We start from the raw sequence: 24,901 nt of genomic DNA on the forward strand, positions 1-24,901 counted from the left end.
ACGAAGATAGTTTAATTGAATTGATTTCATAGATTTGTAATATAAAATTAATCTTATTAAGACACTAAAAAAGTAGAAATAATTTAAGAAAAGGCGGAAATACGCCTAATTTCAAATATATTAAAATATTACACTCTTTGGAATATTACATAATAAAGATGTACATTAACTGCAACTTTATTAAATTATTTAGTTCAAATTGTTTTATTCATTAAAATATGTTCAATATTTTCTTCTAAGAAAATATCACCTGAAGCCTTATAACCTAATGATTCATAAAAGCGTTGTGCATGGCATTGGGCATTAAGCGTTAACATATTATACCCTTGTTCTTTTGCTACTGTTTCAATAAAAAGCATTAAAGCTTTGCCATGACCTGATTTTCTATGTGTTGGTAAAATTGCTACGCGCTCAATTTTTGCTCCATTTTGATAGGGTCTAAACCTTCCAGTTGCAAAAGGGGAGTGTAGTTCATCATAACCTATGACATGAGTAGCGGTAGATTCAAATTGATCTATTTCATTTTCAAGCGGGACTCCTTGTTCATGAACAAAAACTGCTTTTCTAATTTCGTATGCATCATCCAACATTTTAGATGTAGTAACCACTTCGAACATGATAAAACCTCATTTCTTTTGAATATAATAAAACTACCCTATCACATTTATAATGTAATAGGGTAGTTATTTAATGTATTATTGAGCTTCTTGACGTACTAATGCAGTATATTGCCAAAAAATTCTCATTTGTGCAATATTCCAATTGTTCATCCCCATAGTAAAACCTGACGGCCTAAATAAATTGACGTCTGTTACTTCAAGGGCTGCTGCAATTAAATATTGTAGTGGTACACTAAGTTCTTTCATTGTTTCCGTTATACCATTTTGGTCATAAACCCAAGAAAAAGGTAGTTCTGATTCAAAAACATCAACTTTATCAAAAATTTCGGGTAGTGCTACGATATAACATGCACCGTCTACAACAGGGTTGGTTTCACTATCCTTGTAGTAGATTCGTAAAGCTTCATAGTTTTCACGATGTGCGTGATTAACATAGAAAAATTCATTTCTAAAAAGTGCCATATCCTTACTATGGATTAATTGTTGTTCTAAAACGTTAAACATACCGTTTATATTCGCTAATTTTTCATATGTTTTTCGTGACATGTCGCGATCTCCTCTCTACAGCTTAATATAGATTTGTTTGTAATTCTTGTGTGTTTTGTTGTTGATTTGGATCCTGCTGCTGTTGGTTAGGATCTATTTGTTGGTTGTAATCAGATTGTTGATTTGAATCGTTCGGTTGCACTGTCGTTTGGTTATTATCTGTTTGATTCATATTATTTTGTTGATTTTCATTTGTAGAATTTGGATCTTGTGAATTTGAATTATTTTGTTCCGATTGTGAATTTGAATCGTCTTCATCTTCCTCAGAGCTATCTTTTTGATTTTTACGTAATAAACTACTATCAATTTCTGTTTGTGGTACGAGTGTACCATAAAAGTCGATGACACGTTTATTTAAGAAATCGTCTGTATCTTTAATTTTAGGTAAATTTAAATCGCTGCGCAAAAGATTTGCAGTATCTTGTATATTTTTAATATTAGGATTATAGTAATAAACACCATTTAAATAATCATCTTGACCTTCTAGCTGTTTACTTTTAATTTTAACATCATCTTTTAAGTAAGATGTAGCTAGTGCTTTTACTTCTTTGTAACTTAAATTATGCTTCGCGTTTTTACCTACTATTTCAATTACATCATCTAATTTACTGAATGAATCTGCTTTTTGAGCTTTAATAAATAGCTTTTTAATTAAATCCATCTGTCTTTGGCCACGTTTTAAATCTGAATCTTGATGACGTGTTCTAGCGACTGCTAAAGCTTCATCTCCATTTAGTTTTTGGTGACCTTTTTTCACTTTTATTTTTCCTGTATCGTTTGTATTTGGTTCAGAAATATTATATGGAACATCGTATTCAATGCCACCGAGTTCATCAACGGCATCCACGAATGCTTCCATGTTAATTCTTACATAATAATCAACGGGCACATTTAATGCAGCTTCTACTGAATCCATAGAAGCTGTAGGGCCGTTGTATGCATGTGCGTGTGTAATTTTATCATAATAGCCGACTTCTGGAATGTAACTGATTGTATCGCGTGGGATACTTAACATTCGAATTTGTTCTTTATCTGCGTTAAAAGTAGATAATATCATTGCATCAGTTCTTGATTGTTCAGCACTTTGCCCATTCTTTTCACGACCACTATTATCATCGATACCTAAAAATAAAATAGAGATTGGATCTTTAGACGGGTTTACTTTAGATTCACGAATACTTGATTCTCTAGAAGTATCGCTCGTATTCAATGAATGCTCAAATGCACCTTGTGACGATTTAAGTAATAAAACGGCAAATATAACTGGAACAACTACAAGAATTAAAGATAGAAATATTAAAAGGTATTTTAAAAATTTATTCATGTATGAAGCTCCCCATCGTATGTGATTTTGTATATATTACAATATTGATCTAATGTTAAGTTTTTGATTATTTCATTAAATTATTGTAAAGAGAAATTTGTACTATAACTTATAATTTTATAACTAACATTAAAAAATATCAACTAAGAATTTATCCTACTAAAGTTTGAATTATAAATTGGCGTACAGTTGACCATTAAAATATTCTTAATGAAAATAAAAGAAATAATTATTAAGAAAAACGACATGGCTAAAATGATTTATTTATAAACTTACGATATAATTAGCATATGTTAAATGTTATCAATGATTGATAATATTAATATTTTTACTTCAGCAAGTTTTTAAGCAGAGATTTTAAAGTCATAGCGATTTTTGGTATTTATTAAATTAAATCAAAGATAATACCGTATGAATAAATTGTTAATATATTGAAGTTTCAAGGAGGATATAACCATGAAATCAGAATGGTTGGATAAATTAGATGAAAGTTTAGTAAAAAAATTTTATGAAGCACAAACAGAAAAAGAAATAGAAGAAGGGTTTAGCGGAAACCTAACATTTGGGACTGCTGGAATACGTAGTACTTTCGGTTTAGGACCGGGTCGATTGAATGCATTTACAGTCCGCAAAGTTGCATTGGGTTTATCGCAATATTTGAAAGCAAAATTTGATAATCCATCCATCGTAATCCATTTTGACACAAGATTGTTATCGAAAGCATTTTCAGAAGAAATGGCGTCTGTTTTAGCTCAAAATAATATTACTACGATTTTATCAGAAAATTACAAATCCACACCTGAATTATCATTTGCGGTGAGATATTTAAAAACAAGTGCAGGTGTGATGATTACTGCTAGTCATAATCCCAAAAACTATAATGGGATTAAAATATACGATCAAAACGGTGGACAATTATTACCCGATGAATCAGAACATTTAAGTCAATATATTAACGCTATTGAGCATCCACTACAGATTGATAGAGATGATTTTAATTTATTACTCGAAGATAATAAAATCACATATATGTCAAATGAAGTCACTGAAGCTTATAAAAATGAAGTGAAAGATTTAGTAGGGGATATTCCTGAGAAACAAGCTAAAGTCGTACTTACGAGTTTGCATGGTACGAGTTTACCTTTGGCTTCTGATATATTATCAGAATTAAACTATGATAACTTTGTTATTGAAAAAGAACAGTCAACCCCAGATGGTAATTTTCCAACTGTAGCGATAGCTAATCCTGAAGATGAGGCTGTTTTTGAACGCGGTATTAAGCTCGCAAACGATACAGATGCACAATTAATTATAGCGACTGATCCTGATGCTGATAGATTGGGTATAATTGAACGTTATAATGACCAAACGTACAGATATTTTAATGGAAATGAAATTGGTATTTTGCTTACTAAATTAAGATTCCAAGATTTAGTAGAAGAAGGTAAGCAACTATACATGATTAAATCTATAGTCACAAGTGAACTTGCGGAAAGATTAGCCTTAGCATTAGATGTAGAAGTGAATAATGTATTAACAGGATTTAAATACATTTCAAATTTATTGGAAACAGAAAATGCTCATCAAGATAAGCAATTACTAATTGCTTTTGAAGAAAGCCATGGCTATTTAGCAAAGCCATTTTCAAGAGACAAAGATGCAATACAAATGGTTCCTTTATTAATCAAATATAAAAATTTATTAGCGAATAACGGAATGACATTTAAAGATACAATAGAAGATATTTATGCGCATATCGGTGCATATAAAGATAAAACTCTATCACCGACATTTGAAGGCGCAGAAGGCATTGAAAAAATCACTAAAATAATGGATCAATTTAGAAATAAAGATGTTTCAACGATTTGTGGTCTTGAAGTAGCACAAGTTGAGGATTACCAATTAGGTACCATTAAAAATTTAAGAGAGGGTAGTACTGAGGCATTATCATTACCTGAAACCAATTTAATTCGCTTTATTTTTGATGAAGGTTTCATTGCATTGAGACCTTCTGGTACTGAACCTAAAATCAAGTTGTATTTCTCATTAAATATAGAAGATATTGATGCTTTAACAAATCAATTTAAAGAGGAATATATCAATCATATAAAATAACAACAAAGAGGCAACAACATGAAAGTCAACAAATATAAAATAATCATTGTTTTAATCATTTTCATATTTTTGGTTTTAAGTTTTACTGGTTATAGACACTATAAACAAATGAAAGATTATATTAGTCCTTCAAAGATTTCAACCAAGGAAAATGAAAAACAATCATCTAAGAAACAAAAAAAGTTAAAAACAGTCGTTGATCACAAACATCCACAAATTAATAAAATAGATGAATATTTGGAACAAACTCATTTTAATGGTACCATTGCGCTTTTTGAAAAAGGTAAACTTAAATTGAATAAAGGCTATGGTTATCAAGATTTTGAAAAGAGTGAAGAAAATAATGCTAATACGATGTTTTTAATTGGCTCAGCACAAAAATTTTTGACAGGTATCATGTTAAAACAATTAGAAATTGAAGACGAGATTCATATGATGACGCCAGTAAAGCATTATTTAGAATGGTTTGATTCAATTTATCCACTTTCGATTAAGCAACTGATGTTACATCAAAGTGGGTTATATAAATATAAAGCGAATCCAAAATTTAAAGATTTAAATGATGCAACACATGCAATACAACAGAGAGGTATCAACCCTTTAGAATATAATAAATATCAATATAACGATGCTAATTATTTAATATTATCGAAAGTAATAGAGACGGTGACACATAAGTCTTATATGCAGAATTTAAATGAAAGATTAGTGAAACCATATAATTTAGAATATACGGCGCGTTATAGTAATTTAAATTTTCAAAAATATATGGCTGTTGGTTATAAAAATGATAAATTAACTGGAAGACGTATTCGTCAAAAATCTAATATATTAAATCAATATGATGGGGCAGGTAACCTTTACATGTCTCCTTATGATATGGGGAAAGTGGTATTAAATTTACAATACAATAGAATTTTTGACGAAACAACGACCATGCCTTTTATTCATGAAAGTTTGACTACACAATATCCTAGACCATACCGATACGGTTTTTATTCTTTTGCTGATAAAAATAGAATTAATGGCATTTTTTTCGGCAATATATTCACAGTATATTTTAATGATAATTATGTTATTGTACTAGCAACGAATTATGACAACGGCAAAATGAATAATGAATATAAAATGAAACATATTTACTTTAAGTTATTACATCAAGATGGTCATTATAATAGAGTAAAACAGTTGTATTGAAAGGGAATAGTGATAGGTGTGTTAATATCACTGATTAAAACATAACCGTCAATTTCTATCAAACCACGATAGAAATTGACGGTTTTTCTTTTATAATAAGTTGTTTATGTTTTGAGGACAAATTATAGTTCATGTTTCGCAAAATGCATGCTTTTTATACGGTAATGTTAATTAGAGATAAATACATGCATGATATATCTCGCTAAATTAGTTTGTCCATTGATTTCCTTAGAAAAGGTGTGTTAGTTTTTCTGCAAAATAAATACTTTTTTGTTTTGTAAGATGCAGACTGGATTGTCGTAGATATGATTAATTACGAATCTGAGTTCATACATATGATCAAAAATTGTAAATAATAAAAGATGAGTCAAGCGATTTGTGTATTAAAATTTTACTTACAATACTTTAAAGCATCGATAAACATCTGCTTAAAGATATTTGCTTGTACTGACATTACTACGGTTGTATTAGGAAATTGAGATTTGAAGTCAACTACTGAAGCACCCTTGGTTAATTTGCCATCTGTTTCAATTTGCACATCAGCTTCTCGTACAACAAAGTGTTCTGGATGCAGTAGATAAAGCAATGTATAAGCATCGTATACATTAATACCTTTTTCAAAATCGTCTCCTCTATAATGTTTGAATAACTGATGCAACATCTTACCAGTCTCGTTGATTGATTTTAGTTCATTAATTGTTTCATGTGTCAAACTAGAACTTCTAGCAACATCTAATCCTATCATTGTTATAGGTAGGCCAGAATTAAATACGATTTGAGCAGCTTCAGGATCACAATAAATGTTAAATTCAGCTAATGGTGTTACATTACCTCGAGATGCTGAGCCACCCATTAATACAATTTCTTTAATGTATGCTTTCACTTCAGGATAAGTCATTAATAATAATGCAATATTCGTTAATGGGCCAATAGGAATAAGTGTGATAGGCGTTTCGCTTTTGAGTAAAACATCTCGCATGGCCTCAACAGCATGAGTAGAATCGAGATCACTTTCATTGATTTCTGGGAAAGTATATCCTTCCATTCCCGATTCACCATGTACTTCACTTGCATCTACAATAGCTGATAAAAGTGGTTGTGAAGCACCTCTATGTACAGGTACATCGCTATTAAAGAAACGTTTGATTTTTAATGCATTAGCAGTTGTTTTTTCGATTCCAACATTACCATTGACTGTAGAAATCATTTTCAAATCAAATTCTGGATGGTTTAAAGCAAAGCTAATCGCTGCTGCATCATCAATACCTGGGTCTGTATCAATAATAATTGGTTGTTTCATAATTATCTAATCCTCCTGTTACAAAAATAGCATTATCAATTATATTCTACATCTTTTGGAGAAAGAAATGTTACAAAGTAAATTATTTAATGAAAGGTATAGGGGAGATGGATACGTGAATAAAAAAAAGACTTCTCTTTCGAGAAGTCTTTTTGGGATTATAAGTGGCTTGAGTGTCCACCTTGCATTACCCAATACGTACCAATAACTGTAATTAGAGTAATGATAACCGCAAATATAACTTTAAACCCTTGTACATTTCCATCTTTACCTTCAGTTAAGTGCATGAACATTAATAATTGTACTGCAGCTTGGATAAAGGCAAAGCCAAAGATGATTGTAATCTTAGCATTTAGTGCCATTGATGTGTATAGGGTTACGAATACTGCTAAAATAGTCAAAACGATTGAGCCAATAAAACCTACTGTGTGTTTTACAATTGTATTCATCCGCTAAACACCATCCCTATCATATATACGGCAGTGAAGATGAAGATCCAAACAACATCTAAGAAGTGCCAATATAAACTTACTATAAATAATTTAGGAGCATTATCTTTATTTAATCCACGCATTGCAACTTGAATTAATAGACATGTAATCCAAACAATCCCTAGAGATACGTGGGCACCATGTGTTCCTAAAAGAATAAAGAAACTAGACCAGTAAGAACCAATAGTTAAGTTAACACCTTCTGAGACATAGTGAGCAAACTCATAAATTTCAAAGCCTACGAACACTACTCCGAATAGTAAAGTGATAATCATCCATATTGTCATTAATTTTGCTTTTTCTTGTCTCATATAGTAAATAGAAATACCACAAGTGTAAGAACTAATTAATAACGCAAATGTCATTATTAAAATTAGGGGTAATTCGAACATTTCAGTTGTCATTTTACCGCCATAATCGCCACCGTGTTGAAGCGTTAATAGGGTTGCGAATAGCGTACCGAATAATGAGACTTCCGCTGTAAGGAATACCCAAAAGCCAAGTCTATTTAAATTACCTTCATGCGAACGTTGATCAATAGTGTTTGCATCATGACTCATGACTTACAGCCTCCCTTTCTTTAATACGTGCTTCACGTAAACGTTTTTCGGTTTCTGCTACTTCAGAAGCTGGAATATGATAACCGTGGTCTACTTGGAAACTGCGGTAAATCATAGTACCAAAGATACCTATTAAGCAAATAACGGCTGGAAGTATAGTTTCAAAGACAAGGAAGAATCCACCGATTGTGAAGAAAATTCCCATCCAGAAACCAACTGGCGTATTATTTGGCATATGGATATCAGAATAATTGTGATTATCTAAGTAGTGTCTACCGTGTTCTTTCATATTTACAAATGTATCGTAGTCATTCCAATCTGGTGTAATAGCAAAGTTGTATTTAGGTGGCATTGCTGAAGCAGTTGACCACTCTAATGTACGTCCTAAGCCATCCCAGTTGTCACCAGTAGCTTCACGTGGTGCTTTGAAGAAACTATATACGATACTAGCAACTAAGAACATAAAGCCTAGTGCCATCATTAATGCACCGACAGTAGAGATTGCGTTTAGCAACCACCATCCATCTTCTGGCATATAAGTGTATAAACGACGTGGCATACCATCTAATCCAAGGATGAATTGAGGTAAGAAACAAACGTTAAATCCAATCATGAATAACCAGAAACTCCATTTGTTTAATGTCTCGTTTAACTTAAATCCAGTCATCTTAGGCCACCAGAAAATGAGTGCACCTAAACAAGCAAATACAACACCAGCTACTAATGTGTAGTGGAAGTGAGCAACTAAGAAGTACGTATTATGGTACTGATAGTCGGCTGCTGCCATTGCAAGCATAACACCAGTTACACCACCAAGTAAGAAGTTAGGAATGAATGCTAATGCGAATAGCATAGGCGATTCAAATGTAATTCTACCTTGATATAAAGTGAATAACCAGTTAAATAATTTAACACCTGTTGGTATACCAATCAGCATAGTTGTGATTGAGAAGAATGAGTTAATTAATGCACCATTACCCATAGTGAAGAAATGGTGAACCCAAACTAAGAAACTAAGGAATGCGATACCTGCTGTTGCCCACACCATACTTTGGTGACCAAACAGACGTTTACGTGCAAATGTTGGAATAATTTCTGAATAAATACCGAATGCCGGTAGGATAACGATATAAACTTCGGGGTGCCCCCATACCCAGAAGAAGTTAGCCCATAGCATTGGCATACCACCATTTGCGACTGTAAAGAATGCAGTATCGAAGATTCTATCTGTTGTAAACAGTGCTAGCGCAACTGTCAATACTGGGAAAGCCAAAATAACGATTAATGCTGTAATGAAAGTAGTAACCGTGAACATTGGCATTTCCATAAATTTCATCGTAGGTGTTTTACATCTAAGTATTGTTACAAAGAAGTTAATACCAGTCATTAGGGTACCTATACCAGAAATCTGTATTGCGATAAGGTAGTAGTTAACCCCAGGTCCTGGACTGAATTCTCCTGCGAGTGGTGCATAGTTAGTCCAACCAGCTGCAGGTGAGCCTCCGATTATAAATGATAGGTTGAATAACAACATACCAGAGAAGAATAACCAGAAACTTACGTTATTTAATACAGGGAATGCAACGTCTCTTGCACCAATTTGAAGAGGTACAATAACATTCCATAAACCAAAGATGAAAGGCATCGCCATAAAGATAATCATTATTACGCCGTGCGTACTAAAGACTTCATTATAGTGATTTCCTTCTAAGAATGTATTATCTGGAATTGCTAATTGTGTACGCATCATTAGGGCATCAATACCACCACGTACGAACATTAATACAGCACAGATTAAATACATAGCACCAATTTTTTTATGGTCAATAGACGTGAACCATTCTCTGTATAGATATTTCCACAATTTAAAGTAAGTAATTACTGCGATTACTGCGATGATAGCAAACGGTGCACCAATCTGCGCCATTGTAATCATCCAGTTACCTTGAACGAGTAATTGATCCCATGGGAAATTCATTAATGTCCACCTCCATGTTCATGGTCTTTTTTCTCAGCTTTAGATGCTTTTTCATCTTTAGCACCTTCTGAGATTTTTTCCATTTCATCCATATTATGTGATTCTTCATCTTTGAATTCACTATCATATGGTTCATTATTGCCTAGAATCATAGCTTTCATACCATGACGTTCATAGTTTGCGTTTGTGATTTGAGGTTTACGTGCAGGTTTATTCGGTTTATCCAATACATCTTTTTTAATTTCTTCAGGTGTATTGAAGTTTGGATCTTTTTGTACGTAATTGAAACGATCATAAGCATGGAAAATATACTCAGGATCAGCTGCTGGATCAACAAACGCCATGTGCGTACCACTGAAAGTTAAGTTTTTATTTTCAGTAGTTGGTAAAAGTTGTTTATCAAAAGTATCTTGATCTAATTTCTTTTGACTTTGAGCATCTTTTACCCAATCCTTAAATTTACTTTGGCTAACAGAATTAACATCAAATGTCTGGCGAGCGAATCCTTCACCGTTGAAGTTTGAGTTACGTCCTCGGAACGTACCTTCTTCGCTAGCAGTTAATGTCCAATCCATTGTCATACCAGTCATCGCGTATTTTTGACCACCTAATTGTGGTATCCAGAAACTTGTCATCATATCCATTGATTGGAGTTTGAAGACAACAGGGCGATCTTTAGGTATTGTTAGGTGGTTAACAGTTTCGATTTTTTCTTCAGGATAACTGAAGAACCACTTATAACCAGCGCTTGTTGCATAGACAACAAGTGGATCGTCTTGTTTTTCGGGTTTAGCTTCATACATATAAAGTGATTTTACTGTAGGAATCGCTAAAGCGATAACGATGATCACCGGAATGATAAACCAAATTGTTTCAATTAAAGAATTGTGGTGCATCTTACCAGACTCGTCTGTTTTGTGTAATCTATATTTATATAGGAACAGAGCAAACATGATAAGTACGGCGGCAATAATAACAAGCATGAAGATGATTGAATAAATAATCAAGAACTTCGAGTCACTTGCTACCGGCCCTTTTGGGTTTAAAACTTCTACATTTGAACAACCACTAAGTATAATTAGTGAGCCAAAGAGTAGAAGCAAAGACTTAAATTTTGACACTTTTTTGACCTCCTAATACTACAATTGTAGGGCTTACCATCAATTTTAAGATATTACGCAATATTTACAAGTGTTTGTGCAAAAAAAATTATTGTAAAATTAAAAGAAACCCAACAAACTCAACGTCTGACGGGCTTTCAAAGATTTGTTAAAATTATGTGTACATTTTGTGAAAAGTGTCATATTTTAGGCGATAGGATAATTTCACACCAAAATTAATTGTTTGAGTGAATTTCATCATGACATATGTATTGATATACTATTTATTTTACTTCAATATATCTTATTGATTTATTCGTTGCACCTTCTGAATCTTCTACAGTATATTCAATTTTATATTTGCCTTCTTTTTCAGTGTTAATATTTCCATCTACTGAAATTTTGTGCGTTAAGTCACCATCTTCTTTATCATAAGCACGTACGCCATTTAATAAATTATAGTTATTTCCTTTATCGATGATAACATCGTTTGTTCCTTTTAATTCGGGGATAGAATTTTCTGTAGCTTCTGCACTTAGATTAGGTGAAACAAGGGTTGCAGATACCCCGAGTGCTGATAATGACTGCATTAATTTATTCATAACGTAAACCTCCGTATGAGCGTCATTTATTTTTTATCTTAAATACACTATATTTTATTTTGATAGAAATTACATCGTACTATAGTCTTAATATAACGTAATTGTGTAAATTAAGTTATAATTTTTCGAAAAAATTCAGTTAACTGTAATAAATTTTTGAAAAACGTAAAAACTACTAAAGAAAATTGAGTGTTTTTGAATAAAACCATATTGATGGATGTTTTAATAATATAAGAGCTGTTTTAGGAGATGGTTTAAAAATGAATACGAGCGGGGGAAAGAAACCTGATTTTACTAAAAAGATTTTTTCTGCCTATCTGGGCAAATATGATTTGAACTGAAAAGTATAAAATATTTAACTGAACTTCAGCTTATAAACAATTCTCACTTACGCAATTTGTTCGTTTTGTAAAAAGTGATTTGAAGTTTTATATAAGGAAGATAGTAGATCAACATGGCCTATATTTCATAAAAGTAAAATAAACGTCAATTTCTATTGTGATCACTTAGAAATTGACGTTTATTTATTAGTTTGAGATATGAATTCTCAGTTTTGCCTGTTATTAAAATATTTTTAAATTAAGCGTGTGATTGTTATTCAATACCTCTACGCATTTTTTCGGCCATAAGTGTATTGTTTAATACCATTGTAATAGTCATTGGGCCAACGCCACCAGGTACAGGTGTAATAGCACCAGCAATTTCTTTAACTTCATCATAGGCAATATCACCTTTTAATTTTCCGTTTTCATCTGGTGTATTACCAACATCAATTACAACTGCACCTTCTTTAACATCTTCTTTAGTAACAAGTCCAGGACGTCCAACAGCACTAACGATAATATCAGCGTTTTTTAAATGTTGGTGCATGTCTTTAGTTCTTGAGTGCAGTATCGTTACTGATGCATTTTTTTGTAATAATAGTTTTGATACTGGTTGACCTACAATATGACTTCTACCTATAACAACAGCATCTTTTCCTTCTAAATCAATGTCAGCATGATTTAGCAATTCCATAATACCAAGAGGTGTACAAGGTACAAATGTTTGTTGGTCAATATATAATTTACCTATATTTTCAGGATGGAATCCATCAACATCTTTAGCGGGGTTAATTGATTCTAGAACTTTTTGTTCGCTAACTTGATCTGGGAGTGGCACTTGAACTAATATGCCACTGACACTGTCATCCTCATTTAAGCGTTGTAGTTCACTTAATACTTTTTCTTCACTAGCACTTTCATCTAAATGTACGATTTCAGAAATCATGCCTATTTTTTCTGCAGCTTTCTTTTTAGAATTCACATAACTTTTACTAGCACCGTCATTACCTACTAATATTACTGATAATTTTGGCGTGTAACCCTTAGTTTGTAAAGCTTCGACTTGATCTTTTAGACCTTGTCTATAATCCTTTGCGATTTGTTTCCCGTCTAAAATTTTTGCGACCATGAAAAAATCCTCCTCCAATGTATGAACTTTACTTAACTTTAACATAATTAACATCATGTTTTTCAACCAAAAGACGAAAATTTAACGATTTTTTTACTTTAAAGTTCGGTTTTTGATTGAAAAAGCGATTTTTAGTTGTTATGCTATATCTGTAATATACATCTAATAGACGTAACATTTCAAATTTCTGAAAGGGTGTTCATTTTGAAAGTGGTAGTCATAATGGGTAGTTCTTCCGACTGGGAGACTATGAAAGAAAGTTGTCAAATGTTAGAACAACTAGATATACCGTACGAAAAGAAAGTTGTTTCCGCACATCGTACGCCTCAATTAATGTATGAATTTGCAAAAGGAGCTAGAGACAATGGCTATGATGTCATTATTGCAGGTGCTGGTGGAGCAGCACACTTGCCAGGTATGGTTGCTTCAATGACGACATTACCAGTAATTGGTGTGCCAATAGAATCTAAAAGTTTAAAAGGATTAGATTCTCTCCTATCTATTGTCCAAATGCCGGGTGGTATTCCAGTGGCAACGACAGCTATAGGCAAATCTGGAGCCAAAAATGCAGGAATACTTGCTGCAAGAATGCTCAGCATTGGTAATAAAGTTATTCAAAATAATTTGGAAAATTATGAAAAATCATTGGTTGAGAAAGTGAGTGAGATGCAACATGAACTTCAATAAACTGACATTTGGATCAACGATTGGAATTATTGGTGGCGGGCAATTAGGAAAAATGATGGCACAATCTGCACAGAAAATGGGTTATAAAGTTATCGTTTTAGATCCTGATGAAAATTGTCCATGTCAATACTTAGCGCATCAATTTATAAAAGCAAACTATGATGACGAACAATCGCTTATTCAATTAGGTGAATTGTCCGACGTAATCACATACGAATTTGAGAATATTTCTGCGCATCAATTACAAACATTAGTTTCTCAATATAATATTCCTCAAGGCTATCAAGCTATACAACTGTTACAGGATAGATTGATTGAAAAGCAAACCTTGCAAGGTGCTGGAACTCAAGTAGCACCATTTATAAAATTATCTGACCCAGATGAGTTATCTCAAGCTATAGAAAAAATTGGTTTTCCATTTATGATAAAAACAAGATTTGGTGGATACGACGGAAAAGGACAATTACTTATTACAAATGAAACAGATTTGGACAATGCAAAAGCGTTAATTGAAAAGCAAGAATGCGTTGCTGAAAAATTTTTAAATCTACAAAAAGAAGTTTCTTTAACGGTAACGATTGGTAACAATAATCAAATTACGTACTTCCCGTTACAAGAAAATGAACATCAAAACCAAATATTATTTAAGACTGTTGTGCCTGCACGTGTGGATTCACAAATTGAACAATTAGCACGAAATGAAGTTGAAAAAATCATTAAACATATTCACTTTGTAGGTACGTTTACAGTGGAGTTTTTCATCGATTCAAACAATCAATTGTTTGTGAACGAAATTGCACCTAGACCTCATAATTCAGGACATTATTCAATTGAAGCGTGTGATTATTCGCAGTTTGATACACATATATTAGCAGTGACAGGTCAACGCTTACCAGAAAAAATCGAATTATTAAAACCTAGTGTAATGATGAACTTATTAGGAAGAGATTTAGATCTGTTAGAACATAAATTCGGCGATCATCCTGAATGGCATGTACATGTTTATGGAAAATCAAGTCGTAAACCTGACCGTAAAATGGGTCATCTTACAATGCTTACAAACAATGTAGAACAAACAGAACAAACTTTACTAAATTATTTTGAAGGGAGACATGACTAATGTCTTTGTTATATGAAGGAAAAGCGAAAAGAATTTTTTCTACGGCACAATCAGATGTACTCCGAATTGAATATAAGGATGAAGTCACAGCTGGTAATGGTGCAAAAAAAGATTTTATAGAAGGTAAAGGCCGTTTAAATAATCAAATTACTTCTAGAATTTTCAGTCTTATTCAAGATCGTGATATTAATAGTCACTTTATCGAACAACTATCAGAAACTGAACAACTCGTAAAATCTGTAGACATTATTCCATTAGAGGTCGTAGTTAGAAATATTGCTGCAGGCTCTATAACAAAGAGATTAGGCTTTGATAAAGGTCATAAGTTTGAAAGCCCATTAGTTGAATTCTTTTATAAAAACGACGATTTAAATGACCCTTTAATTACAGAAGATCACATACAATTATTAAATATAGCTAGTAAAGATGAAATTGAAAAATTAAAAGATGCAGCAATAACAATTAATTCAGTATTGCTTGAATTAATGGATGATATGGATCTAAGACTCGTAGATTTCAAAATAGAGTTTGGACGTAGCACGAATGGCCAAATTCTATTAGCAGATGAAATTTCACCAGATACATGTCGCATTTGGGATAAATATAGTGATACAAATTTCGATAAAGACGTTTATCGTGAAGATACTGGTTCAATCATAGACACTTATCAAACTTTTCTTAATAAATTGGAGGAACTATAAAATGAAAACAATTGAATTGCATATCACATTACAGCCACAAGTATTAGACACACAAGGACAAGCTTTAAATCGCGCAGTACATGATTTAGGATACACACAAGTTAATGATATACGTGTTGGTAAATTATTGTACATGACAGTTGATGAAGCTACTGATGCTGCAGTTCACAATGTCGTTACAACTTTAAGCGAAAAACTTTTTGCAAACACCGTTATTGAAGAATATAGCTACAAAGTATTGGAAGAAGGTGAGAAAGCATAATGAAATTTGCAGTGCTAAAATTCCCAGGATCCAATTGTGATAGGGACATGTATAATGCAGCATTGAAATCTGGTGTAGAAGCAGAATATGTCGACTATAGAAATACATCTTTAGAAGGTTTTGACGGTGTTTTAATACCTGGTGGTTTCTCTTTTGGTGACTATTTACGTTCAGGTGCGATGGCAAGTGTTGCACCTATCACTGAAGAAGTGAAACGTTTTGCTAAAGAAGGGAAACCTGTATTAGGTGTTTGTAACGGATTTCAAATTCTTACAGAAATAGGTTTGCTGCCTGGTGCATTATTGCATAATGATTCACATTTATTTGTAAGTCGTAATGAACTACTAAAAGTAGTCAATAATCATACACCTTTCACTAATTTATATGAAGAGAATGAAAATGTAGTATATCCTGTAGCGCATGGGGAAGGTCATTACTATTGTACATCGGAAATGTACGACAGATTAGAAGAAAACAATCAAATCATTTTAAAATACAAGGATAACCCCAACGGTTCTTACAATGATATTGCAGGTATTGTAAATAAAAACGGAAATGTTTGTGGAATGATGCCGCACCCTGAACGTGCGATGGAATCTTTATTAGGTACTGATAGTGGCGTTAAGTTATTTGAAGCAATGGTTAATAGTTGGAGGGAACAAAATGTCTAAGTTTATCGAACCAAGTGTGGAAGAAATCAAATTAGAAAAACGATATAAAGATATGGGTTTATCGGAGTCAGAATACGATAAAGTATGTGAAATTTTAGGTCGTGAGCCCAATTTTACTGAAACTGGTATTTTCTCTGTCATGTGGAGTGAACATTGTTCTTATAAACATTCCAAGCCATTTTTAACTCAGTTTCCAACGTCAGGATCACATGTGTTGATGGGGCCTGGTGAAGGTGCAGGCGTCGTAGATATTGGTGACAACCAAGCAGTAGTATTTAAAGTTGAATCACATAATCATCCCTCTGCTGTTGAACCATATCAAGGTGCTGCTACTGGGGTAGGAGGCATTATAAGAGATATTGTTTCAATCGGTGCTAGACCAATAAATTTATTAAATAGTTTACGCTTTGGTGAATTGTCAGAAAAACAAAATCGTCGATTATTACGTGGTGTAGTAGCCGGTATTGGCGGTTATGGCAATTGTATTGGGATTCCAACAACTGCGGGTGAGATAGAATTTGATGATAGATATGATGGCAATCCATTGGTCAATGCAATGTGCGTAGGTATCATTGATCACGATAAAATTCAAAAAGGTACTGCTAAAGGCTCCGGTAATTCAGTTATATATGTGGGATTAAAGACAGGACGTGATGGCATTCATGGTGCTACTTTTGCATCTGAAGAACTAAGTGAAGATAGTGAAAGTAAGAGACCTTCAGTACAAATTGGTGACCCATTTGTTGGAAAAAAATTAATGGAAGCAACTTTAGAAGCAATAACATTTGATGAGCTAGTAGGTATCCAAGATATGGGGGCAGCAGGATTAACATCATCATCTTCTGAAATGGCTGCTAAAGGTGGAAGTGGTTTACATCTACAATTAGAAAAAGTTCCAACAAGAGAAAAAGGTATTTCACCTTATGAAATGATGCTGTCTGAAACTCAGGAACGCATGTTATTAGTAGTTGAAAAAGGATCTGAAGATAAATTCTTAAATTTATTTGATAAGCATGAATTAGATAGTGCTGTTATCGGTGAAGTTACAGATACAGATCGTTTTGTACTTACATATGAAGATGAAATTTTCGCTGATATACCCGTACAGCCATTGTCAGATGAAGCACCTGTTTACGTGCTTGAAGGTGAAACTCCTCAATATAATGAACCTAAAAATGAATACAGTGACATAGATGTCGAAGATGTATTTAATCGTTTACTCATTCATCCAACGATTGCTTCAAAACGTTATTTATACGAGCAGTATGATCAACAAGTTGGTGCGAATACTATTGTCAAACCGGGCTTACAATCATCAGTTGTTCGTGTTGAAGGATCAAATAAAGCAATTGCTTCTACGATAGATGGTGAAGCACGATATGTCTTTAATCATCCATACGAAGGCGGAAAGATGGTAGTAGCAGAAGCATACCGTAATTTGATTTCTGTAGGTGCTACACCTTTAGCGATGACCGATTGTTTGAATTATGGATCACCGGAGAAAAAAGAAATTTATCAACAATTAGCAGATTCTACTAAAGGTATGGCTGAAGCCTGTGAAATATTAAAGACACCAGTCGTTTCTGGCAATGTATCCTTGTATAACGAAACAAAAGAAACTTCAATATTCCCAACACCAGTCGTAGGTATGGTTGGTTTGATTGAAAAAATTGATTATTTCAATGATTTTACGCCAAAAGTGGGTGATACGCTTTATGTTGTAGGCGATACATTTAGCGATTTTGGTGGGAGTCAAATTGAGAAATTACTTTTCAGTAAGGTGAATCATGAAGTTGAAACCATTGATTTATCAAATGAAGTCAAAAGAGGAGAGTCGATTAAAAGGGCAATACGTAATGGTATAGCATCCCACGTACAAACAGTGGGTAAAGGTGGCCTGTTAATGACTTTTGCTCGTATCAGTGCACATTATCAAATGGGCTTAAATGTAACTTTAAATCTAAAAAATGAGCAATTATTCAGTGAAACGCAAGGGCGTTATGTAGTAGCAGTAAAAGGTGACCAACCTTTAGATATCGCAGATGCTATTAAAGTTGGTACATTAACAGAAGATGGAAAATTTGTAGTTTCTAACGGGGACACGTTAATTTCACGTGATGTGAAACAATTGAATGAACAGTGGGAAGGAGCAATTCCTAAATGTATGACTACAACGGATTAAACGAAGAATGTGGCGTTTTTGGTATTTGGAATCATCATGAAGCAGCACAATTGACGTATATGGGTTTACATAGTTTACAACATAGAGGTCAAGAAGGCGCAGGTATGGTGTGTTCTGATGGACAAAAACTCACTGGAGAAAGAGGGCTTGGCTTATTGACTGAAGCCATTTCAGATACACAGTTGGAATCATTTAAGTCCTATCAACATGCGATTGGTCATGTACGATATGCGACATCGGGGAATAAAGGTATAGAGAATATTCAGCCATTTTTGTACCATTTTTATGATATGAGTGTCGCAGTTTGTCATAACGGAAACCTTATAAATGCACAAAGTTTAAGAAGATCTCTTGAGCATCAAGGTTCTATTTTCCATTCTTCTTCAGATACAGAAGTAATCATGCATTTAATTCGTAAAAGTAAAGCGCCAACCTTTGAAGCAGCGTTACAGGAAAGTTTACGAAAAATAAAAGGTGGTTTTACATTTGCGTTATTAACAAAAGATGCATTATATGGTGCTGTTGATCCAAATGCAATCAGACCTTTAGTTGTAGGAAAAATGAAAACAGGTGCTTACATCATCGCAAGTGAAACTTGTGCTATAGATGTTTTAGGTGCAACGTATGTAAGAGATATCCATGCAGGTGAATATGTGGTTATCAATGATGAAGGTATTCGAGTAGAGTCTTATACGAGACATACGAATACGGCGATATCAGCTATGGAGTATATTTATTTTGCTAGACCAGATTCAACTATTGCAGGAAAAAATGTTCATGCGATTCGTAAACAATCTGGTAAACAATTAGCGTTAGAAAGTCCAGTTGAAAATGCAGATATGGTTATTGGCGTACCTAATTCTTCACTCTCAGCAGCCTCTGGTTATGCTGAACAAAGTGGTTTGCCATATGAGATGGGGTTAGTCAAAAATCAATATGTAGCGCGTACATTTATTCAACCAACTCAAGAATTAAGAGAGCAAGGTGTAAGGGTCAAATTATCGGCAGTAAAGGATATCGTACAAGGCAAAAATATCGTCTTAGTGGATGATTCTATTGTTAGAGGCACGACAAGTAAGCGTATAGTACAAATGCTAAAAGATGCAGGAGCTAATGAAGTGCATGTACGTATTGCTTCACCTGAATTTATGTTTCCAAGCTTTTATGGTATAGACGTTTCAACTACTGCTGAACTCATATCAGCGAGCAAATCACCTTCAGAAATCAGTGAACATATTGGTTCAGATTCTCTGGCCTATCTAACTGTAGCTGGTTTAATAGATTCAATTGGCCTTGATGTAGATGCTCCTTATAAAGGGTTATGTGTAGAAAGTTTTACAGGTGATTATCCTGCTGGTCTTTATGATTATGAACAAGATTATTTTGAACATTTAAGCGAACGTCAAAAAGAATATTTAGCAAATCATAAACAATACTTTGATAGAGAGGGTAATTTAAATGTCTAAAGCATACCAACAAGCAGGTGTTGATATTAGTGCAGGTTATGAAGCGGTTGAACGTATGTCAAGTCATGTTCAAAGAACAATGCGTAAAGAAGTCTTAGGTGGATTAGGCGGTTTTGGTGCTACATTCGATTTATCACAGTTAAATATGAAAGCACCATTACTCGTATCTGGAACAGATGGTGTTGGTACTAAATTAAAGTTAGCGATTGATAATGACAAACACGATACGATAGGCATTGATGCAGTAGCGATGTGTGTCAATGATATTTTAACAACTGGTGCAGAACCATTGTATTTCTTAGATTATATTGCAACACATAAAGTTGTTCCAGAAGTTATTGAACAGATTGTTAAAGGGGTTAGTGACGGTTGCGAAGCTACAAATACAGCCCTGATTGGTGGCGAAACAGCTGAAATGGGTGAAATGTATCATGAAGGTGAATATGATTTAGCAGGATTCGCTGTAGGAGCTGTAGAAAAAGAAGCGTATATAGACGGTTCGGCCGTGAAACCAGGTGATGTAATAATAGGTCTTGAATCAAGTGGTATACACTCTAACGGTTACAGCTTGGTACGTAATTTAATAAAAAAATCAGGTATTAATCTACAAGACAAATTTGATCAAAACCACACATTTTTAGATATCTTTTTAGAACCAACACGACTATATGTCAAGCCTGTATTAGCTGTAAAAGAACACGTAAACATACATGCGATGACGCATATTACTGGTGGCGGATTTATTGAAAATATCCCAAGAGCATTGCCTGAGGGTGTAGGTGCAAAAATTGATGTAACTCAATTTCCAACACCAAAGATATTTGAATGGTTGCAAAAACAAGGCAATATTTCGACTAAAGAAATGTACAATGTATTTAATATGGGGATCGGTTTCACCTTAGTTGTTGATGCTAATGATGAAGCTAAAGTATTAAAAACGTTACAACAAGCACAAGTAAATGCATATAGAATTGGTGAAATTGTTAAAAGTGAAGCGCCAATTCATTTGACGGGGGTATGAAAGTGACAAAAATTGCTATCTTTGCTTCAGGGTCAGGAAGTAACTTTGAAAGTATCATGTCACAAATAGAAGCAGGTCATTTGCCGAACATTGAAGTGACTGCTTTATATACGGATCAGGTTAATGCTTATTGTATTGAGCGAGCAAGAAATTATCATTTAGATGTACATATTAATGAGCTTAAAAACTTTGATTCTAAAGCAGATTATGAGCGGAAAATCATTGAATGGTTAACAACCGAAAAAGTTGAATGGATTATTTTAGCTGGTTATATGAAATTAATCGGTGAAAATATATTAAATGCCTATCAAAAACGTATCATTAATATTCATCCTTCATTATTGCCGAAATATCGTGGTAAAGACGCGATTGGTCAAGCATTAAATAGTGGTGACAAGATCACAGGCACAACAGTACATTTTGTAGATAGTGGGATGGATACAGGAGAAATTATTGAACAACGTACATGTGAAATAAAACCGGATGATACGAAAGAACAATTAGAAGAAAGAATAAAAGCAATTGAACATGAATTGTATCCAGAAGTTATTTCAAAAATTATTCAATAAGAGGTGCCAATAAACATGAAAAAGGCAATTTTAAGCGTATCTAATAAAACAGGCATTGTACCTTTTGCACAATCACTCCAACAGTTAGGTTATGAGTTATATTCGACTGGTGGTACGATGCGAACGTTAGTCGATGAAAATATTGCAGTTAAATCTATATCAGAACTTACAAATTTTGACGAAATTATGGATGGGAGAGTCAAGACATTACATTCAGCCGTTCATGGTGGTATTTTAGCTGATCGTAATAAACCAGAACATTTAGAACAATTAAAAGAACAGCAAATTGATTTAATAGACATGGTTGTTGTAAATCTATATCCATTCAAGGAGACTGTTGCCAATCCAGATGTTACAGAAAATGACGCGATTGAAAATATAGATATTGGTGGGCCTACTATGTTACGTGCAGCAGCTAAAAACTTTAAACACGTTACTACTATTGTTCATCCATCAGATTATAATGAAGTGATTGAAAAGCTAAAATCAAATCAATTAGATGAATCTTATAGAAAGTCATTGATGATTAAAGTATTTGAACATACGAATCAATATGATAATGCAATTGTTGATTTCTTTAAAGAAAATAAAGAAAGTTTAAGATATGGTGAAAATCCACAACAACAAGCATCATTTGTAAGAACATCTGATGCCAATCATACGTTAGGTGGCGCGAAACAGTTGCATGGTAAGCAATTGAGTTATAACAACATTAAAGATGCAGATGCGGCGTTATCTTTAGTTAAGCAATTTGAAACACCAGCTGCAGTTGCAGTCAAACATATGAATCCTTGTGGTGTAGGTATTGGAACAAATATTTCTGAAGCTTATCAGCGTACATTTGAAGCGGATAGCCAATCCATTTTTGGAGGTATCGTTGCTTTAAATAGAACCGTTGATGCCACTTTGGCTGAAACGCTGCACAGCATATTCTTAGAAGTGATAATTGCACCGAAATTTTCCGATGAAGCGTTAGCGATTTTAAATAAAAAGAAAAATATTAGATTATTAGAAATTGATATGACAATTGATAATAATGAGCAAGAAATAGTATCTGTTTCAGGTGGATATTTAATACAAGATAAAGACAATGTATTAATCAAACGTGATGATTTAAAAGTCGTTACAGAAAATGCACCTACAGAAACTCAATGGGATGCAATGTTGCTTGGTTGGAAAGTGGTTGCCTCTGTTAAAAGTAATGCGATTATCCTATGCAACGATAAACAAACAGTCGGTATTGGTGCCGGTCAAATGAATCGGGTAGGATCAGCACAAATTGCAATAGAACGTGCGATTGAAATTAATGATAATGTCGTAATGGTATCAGATGGTTTCTTCCCGATGGATGATACGGTAGAACTAGCTGCGCAACATGGTATTAAAGCGATCATTCAACCAGGTGGTTCAATTAAAGATCAAGATTCAATAGATATGGCTAATAAATATGGCATTGCAATGGTAACGACTGGCATTAGACACTTTAAACATTAAAATATTGGAGGCAAAATTATTTATGAAAGTACTAGTCATTGGCACAGGCGGAAGAGAACATATTTTAGCACACAAGTTAAAACAATCTTTACTCGTAAATGAAATTTTTGCAATTCCAGGGAATGACGCAATGTCAGACATTGCAGATGTACATTGTGAAATAGCGGAAACGGACCACACTCAGATTGTTGAATTTGCTGTTGAGCATGATATTTCGTGGGTGATTATTGGCCCCGAACAACCACTTACTGAAGGTTTAGCAGATAAATTAAACGCAAAACAAATTAAAGTGTTTGGGCCAAATCAAGCAGCGGCTCAGATTGAAGGATCAAAATTATTCGCAAAGCAGTTAATGCAGAAATATCATATTCCTACTGCAGAATATAAAGAAATATCAAACAAATCTGATGCACTAAGTTATATTGAAACATGCCAATATCCTATCGTATTAAAGAAAGATGGTTTGGCAGCTGGTAAAGGTGTAATTATAGCTGAGAATTATGGTGAAGCTGAAGCAGCGGTTCATTCATTGTATCCACAAGAGCTTGGTACAGTTGTCTTTGAGCAATTTTTAGAAGGTGAAGAATTCTCATTGATGACATTTGTAAATGGTGATTATGCCGTGCCATTTGATTGTATTGCGCAAGATCATAAACGTGCATATGATGACGATAAAGGGCCTAACACAGGTGGTATGGGGGCGTATTGTCCTGTACCTCATATAGATAAGGAAGTACTTAACCTCACGAATGAAGTCATTGCACAACCTATAGCTCAAGCAATGTATAAAGAAGGTTATGAATTTTTTGGCGTCCTTTATATTGGTGTGATTTTAACAGCAGATGGTCCGAAAGTAATAGAATTTAATGCTAGATTTGGCGACCCTGAAGCACAAGTATTACTAACGAGATTGGAAAGTGATTTGATGCAACATATCTTAGATTTAGAGGCTAAAAAGAAGATAGCATTTAAATGGAAAGATTCGTCTGTCGTTGGTGTAATGCTTGCTTCTAAAGGGTACCCTGGTAATTACGAAAAAGGTAAGACTGTTTCAGGTTTTGATTTAAATGGTAATTATTTTGTCAGTGGTTTGAAAAGAGATAGGGATAAATTTGTCACCAATGGTGGTCGTGTCATCTTAGCATTAGGAGAAGGTCATGATATTGCTAGTGCTAAAGCAAATGCCTATAAAGCTGCAGAAAAAATTCAAAGTGATGGACTATTTTATCGAAAAGATATTAGTAATAAAGCAATAAAACATTTATAAATATTAAAAAAAGTCGTAATTTCTATTTAGATGTGTATAGAAATTACGACTTTTTAAATTTTGAAGCTGTATATCGTTAAAAGCTATGTGTTCACAAATCAATCTATGTAAATTGACATAGAAAAAGATAAGACAAAGTGGTTTAGTTTTTGTCTTATCTTTTCTTAATTGGATAG

The 24,901-nt window shown here is 33.6% G+C and carries 23 protein-coding genes; 13 read left to right on the top strand and 10 right to left on the bottom strand.

Going from position 1 to position 24,901, the window contains the following annotated elements; all coding sequences use genetic code 11:
- Nucleotides 1-194: 194 nt before the first annotated feature.
- The 3 genes from MUA21_RS03780 to MUA21_RS03790 form a co-directional block, all read right to left on the bottom strand.
- Nucleotides 195-617 (bottom strand): GNAT family N-acetyltransferase, encoded by a 423-nt coding sequence (locus MUA21_RS03780; protein WP_046207909.1) that lies wholly within the window; start codon nt 615-617, stop codon nt 195-197.
- A 78-nt stretch (nt 618-695) separates the two neighbouring features.
- The gene (locus MUA21_RS03785) at nt 696-1,166 is read right to left on the bottom strand and encodes a DUF2538 family protein (RefSeq protein ID WP_019468155.1); all 471 of its coding nucleotides are present in this window, start codon (nt 1,164-1,166) and stop codon (nt 696-698) included.
- A 22-nt stretch (nt 1,167-1,188) separates the two neighbouring features.
- The gene (locus tag MUA21_RS03790) at nt 1,189-2,490 is read right to left on the bottom strand and encodes an LCP family protein (RefSeq protein WP_262561898.1); all 1,302 of its coding nucleotides are present in this window, start codon (nt 2,488-2,490) and stop codon (nt 1,189-1,191) included.
- A 456-nt stretch (nt 2,491-2,946) separates the two neighbouring features.
- Between MUA21_RS03790 and MUA21_RS03795 the strand changes: the two genes are divergently transcribed.
- Together MUA21_RS03795 and MUA21_RS03800 are read left to right on the top strand one after the other, a co-directional pair.
- Nucleotides 2,947-4,605: a phospho-sugar mutase gene (locus MUA21_RS03795; protein ID WP_107525674.1), complete on the top strand. Its 1,659-nt coding sequence runs from the start codon at nt 2,947-2,949 to the stop codon at nt 4,603-4,605.
- Nucleotides 4,606-4,623: 18 nt separating this feature from the next.
- Nucleotides 4,624-5,802, top strand: a complete 1,179-nt coding sequence (locus MUA21_RS03800) for a serine hydrolase domain-containing protein (RefSeq protein ID WP_262561899.1) — start codon at nt 4,624-4,626, stop codon at nt 5,800-5,802.
- A 391-nt stretch (nt 5,803-6,193) separates the two neighbouring features.
- Here MUA21_RS03800 and rihC read toward each other — a convergent pair whose 3' ends face one another.
- The 7 genes from rihC to folD form a co-directional block, all read right to left on the bottom strand.
- Nucleotides 6,194-7,102, bottom strand: a complete 909-nt coding sequence (gene rihC, locus MUA21_RS03805) for a ribonucleoside hydrolase RihC (protein WP_064209116.1) — start codon at nt 7,100-7,102, stop codon at nt 6,194-6,196.
- Nucleotides 7,103-7,260: 158 nt separating this feature from the next.
- A complete protein-coding gene (gene qoxD / locus MUA21_RS03810) occupies nt 7,261-7,551 on the bottom strand; it encodes a cytochrome aa3 quinol oxidase subunit IV (RefSeq protein WP_046207904.1) in 291 nt (96 codons plus the stop codon).
- The gene (gene qoxC, locus MUA21_RS03815) at nt 7,548-8,153 is read right to left on the bottom strand and encodes a cytochrome aa3 quinol oxidase subunit III (protein ID WP_046207903.1); all 606 of its coding nucleotides are present in this window, start codon (nt 8,151-8,153) and stop codon (nt 7,548-7,550) included. Before qoxC ends, qoxD begins: the two co-directional genes overlap by 4 nt.
- Nucleotides 8,143-10,131 (bottom strand): cytochrome aa3 quinol oxidase subunit I, encoded by a 1,989-nt coding sequence (gene qoxB / locus MUA21_RS03820; RefSeq protein WP_046207902.1) that lies wholly within the window; start codon nt 10,129-10,131, stop codon nt 8,143-8,145. The genes qoxC and qoxB overlap by 11 nt, the downstream gene beginning before the upstream one ends.
- Nucleotides 10,131-11,252: a cytochrome aa3 quinol oxidase subunit II gene (gene qoxA, locus MUA21_RS03825; RefSeq protein ID WP_046207901.1), complete on the bottom strand. Its 1,122-nt coding sequence runs from the start codon at nt 11,250-11,252 to the stop codon at nt 10,131-10,133. The genes qoxB and qoxA overlap by 1 nt, the downstream gene beginning before the upstream one ends.
- A gap of 263 nt (nt 11,253-11,515) precedes the next feature.
- Nucleotides 11,516-11,833, bottom strand: coding sequence for an immunoglobulin-like domain-containing protein (locus MUA21_RS03830; protein WP_046207900.1), 318 nt, complete (start codon nt 11,831-11,833; stop codon nt 11,516-11,518).
- A gap of 594 nt (nt 11,834-12,427) precedes the next feature.
- A complete protein-coding gene (folD, locus tag MUA21_RS03835) occupies nt 12,428-13,285 on the bottom strand; it encodes a bifunctional methylenetetrahydrofolate dehydrogenase/methenyltetrahydrofolate cyclohydrolase FolD (RefSeq protein WP_046207899.1) in 858 nt (285 codons plus the stop codon).
- Nucleotides 13,286-13,489: 204 nt separating this feature from the next.
- On the opposite strand from folD, the gene purE reads away from it, so the two are divergent.
- From purE to purD, 11 genes are read left to right on the top strand one after another with little or no spacing between them, the layout of a single operon-like run.
- Nucleotides 13,490-13,972: a 5-(carboxyamino)imidazole ribonucleotide mutase gene (gene purE / locus MUA21_RS03840; RefSeq protein WP_107525669.1), complete on the top strand. Its 483-nt coding sequence runs from the start codon at nt 13,490-13,492 to the stop codon at nt 13,970-13,972.
- Nucleotides 13,959-15,092 (top strand): 5-(carboxyamino)imidazole ribonucleotide synthase, encoded by a 1,134-nt coding sequence (purK, locus tag MUA21_RS03845; protein ID WP_107525668.1) that lies wholly within the window; start codon nt 13,959-13,961, stop codon nt 15,090-15,092. The genes purE and purK overlap by 14 nt, the downstream gene beginning before the upstream one ends.
- The gene (gene purC / locus MUA21_RS03850) at nt 15,092-15,793 is read left to right on the top strand and encodes a phosphoribosylaminoimidazolesuccinocarboxamide synthase (RefSeq protein WP_046207896.1); all 702 of its coding nucleotides are present in this window, start codon (nt 15,092-15,094) and stop codon (nt 15,791-15,793) included. Before purK ends, purC begins: the two co-directional genes overlap by 1 nt.
- Before the next feature lies 1 nt (nt 15,794).
- Nucleotides 15,795-16,055, top strand: a complete 261-nt coding sequence (gene purS / locus MUA21_RS03855) for a phosphoribosylformylglycinamidine synthase subunit PurS (protein ID WP_019468141.1) — start codon at nt 15,795-15,797, stop codon at nt 16,053-16,055.
- Nucleotides 16,055-16,726 carry a phosphoribosylformylglycinamidine synthase I gene (gene purQ, locus MUA21_RS03860; protein ID WP_046207895.1) on the top strand — a complete coding sequence of 224 codons (672 nt, stop codon included), beginning with the start codon at nt 16,055-16,057 and terminating at the stop codon, nt 16,724-16,726. Before purS ends, purQ begins: the two co-directional genes overlap by 1 nt.
- Nucleotides 16,719-18,908: a phosphoribosylformylglycinamidine synthase subunit PurL gene (gene purL, locus MUA21_RS03865; protein ID WP_107525667.1), complete on the top strand. Its 2,190-nt coding sequence runs from the start codon at nt 16,719-16,721 to the stop codon at nt 18,906-18,908. The genes purQ and purL overlap by 8 nt, the downstream gene beginning before the upstream one ends.
- A complete protein-coding gene (gene purF, locus MUA21_RS03870) occupies nt 18,887-20,374 on the top strand; it encodes an amidophosphoribosyltransferase (RefSeq protein WP_262561901.1) in 1,488 nt (495 codons plus the stop codon). The genes purL and purF overlap by 22 nt, the downstream gene beginning before the upstream one ends.
- Complete coding sequence (gene purM / locus MUA21_RS03875; RefSeq protein ID WP_107525665.1) at nt 20,367-21,395, top strand: phosphoribosylformylglycinamidine cyclo-ligase; 1,029 nt, start codon at nt 20,367-20,369, stop codon at nt 21,393-21,395. Before purF ends, purM begins: the two co-directional genes overlap by 8 nt.
- 2 nt (nt 21,396-21,397) lie before the next feature.
- Nucleotides 21,398-21,964, top strand: coding sequence for a phosphoribosylglycinamide formyltransferase (gene purN, locus MUA21_RS03880; protein ID WP_262561902.1), 567 nt, complete (start codon nt 21,398-21,400; stop codon nt 21,962-21,964).
- A 15-nt stretch (nt 21,965-21,979) separates the two neighbouring features.
- Nucleotides 21,980-23,458: a bifunctional phosphoribosylaminoimidazolecarboxamide formyltransferase/IMP cyclohydrolase gene (gene purH / locus MUA21_RS03885; protein ID WP_262561905.1), complete on the top strand. Its 1,479-nt coding sequence runs from the start codon at nt 21,980-21,982 to the stop codon at nt 23,456-23,458.
- A 22-nt stretch (nt 23,459-23,480) separates the two neighbouring features.
- On the top strand, nt 23,481-24,725 hold the full coding sequence (gene purD / locus MUA21_RS03890) for a phosphoribosylamine--glycine ligase (protein ID WP_262561908.1): 1,245 nt from the start codon (nt 23,481-23,483) through the stop codon (nt 24,723-24,725).
- Nucleotides 24,726-24,901 lie beyond the last annotated feature (176 nt).

This window comes from Staphylococcus ureilyticus, assembly GCF_025558845.1.
Classification (GTDB): Bacteria; Bacillota; Bacilli; order Staphylococcales; family Staphylococcaceae; genus Staphylococcus; species Staphylococcus ureilyticus.

Coding starts and splice junctions, on each gene's coding strand:
- MUA21_RS03795 (WP_107525674.1), top strand. CDS start 2,947: ATGAAATCAGAATGGTTGGATAAATTAGATGAAAGTTTAGTAAAAAAA.
- MUA21_RS03830 (WP_046207900.1), bottom strand. CDS start 11,833: ATGAATAAATTAATGCAGTCATTATCAGCACTCGGGGTATCTGCAACC.
- MUA21_RS03790 (WP_262561898.1), bottom strand. CDS start 2,490: ATGAATAAATTTTTAAAATACCTTTTAATATTTCTATCTTTAATTCTT.
- purK (WP_107525668.1), top strand. CDS start 13,959: ATGAACTTCAATAAACTGACATTTGGATCAACGATTGGAATTATTGGT.
- qoxD (WP_046207904.1), bottom strand. CDS start 7,551: ATGAATACAATTGTAAAACACACAGTAGGTTTTATTGGCTCAATCGTT.
- qoxB (WP_046207902.1), bottom strand. CDS start 10,131: ATGAATTTCCCATGGGATCAATTACTCGTTCAAGGTAACTGGATGATT.
- MUA21_RS03785 (WP_019468155.1), bottom strand. CDS start 1,166: ATGTCACGAAAAACATATGAAAAATTAGCGAATATAAACGGTATGTTT.
- purF (WP_262561901.1), top strand. CDS start 18,887: ATGTATGACTACAACGGATTAAACGAAGAATGTGGCGTTTTTGGTATT.
- folD (WP_046207899.1), bottom strand. CDS start 13,285: ATGGTCGCAAAAATTTTAGACGGGAAACAAATCGCAAAGGATTATAGA.
- MUA21_RS03800 (WP_262561899.1), top strand. CDS start 4,624: ATGAAAGTCAACAAATATAAAATAATCATTGTTTTAATCATTTTCATA.
- rihC (WP_064209116.1), bottom strand. CDS start 7,102: ATGAAACAACCAATTATTATTGATACAGACCCAGGTATTGATGATGCA.
- purD (WP_262561908.1), top strand. CDS start 23,481: ATGAAAGTACTAGTCATTGGCACAGGCGGAAGAGAACATATTTTAGCA.
- purM (WP_107525665.1), top strand. CDS start 20,367: ATGTCTAAAGCATACCAACAAGCAGGTGTTGATATTAGTGCAGGTTAT.
- MUA21_RS03780 (WP_046207909.1), bottom strand. CDS start 617: ATGTTCGAAGTGGTTACTACATCTAAAATGTTGGATGATGCATACGAA.
- qoxC (WP_046207903.1), bottom strand. CDS start 8,153: ATGAGTCATGATGCAAACACTATTGATCAACGTTCGCATGAAGGTAAT.
- purL (WP_107525667.1), top strand. CDS start 16,719: ATGTCTAAGTTTATCGAACCAAGTGTGGAAGAAATCAAATTAGAAAAA.
- purH (WP_262561905.1), top strand. CDS start 21,980: ATGAAAAAGGCAATTTTAAGCGTATCTAATAAAACAGGCATTGTACCT.
- purC (WP_046207896.1), top strand. CDS start 15,092: ATGTCTTTGTTATATGAAGGAAAAGCGAAAAGAATTTTTTCTACGGCA.
- purS (WP_019468141.1), top strand. CDS start 15,795: ATGAAAACAATTGAATTGCATATCACATTACAGCCACAAGTATTAGAC.
- purQ (WP_046207895.1), top strand. CDS start 16,055: ATGAAATTTGCAGTGCTAAAATTCCCAGGATCCAATTGTGATAGGGAC.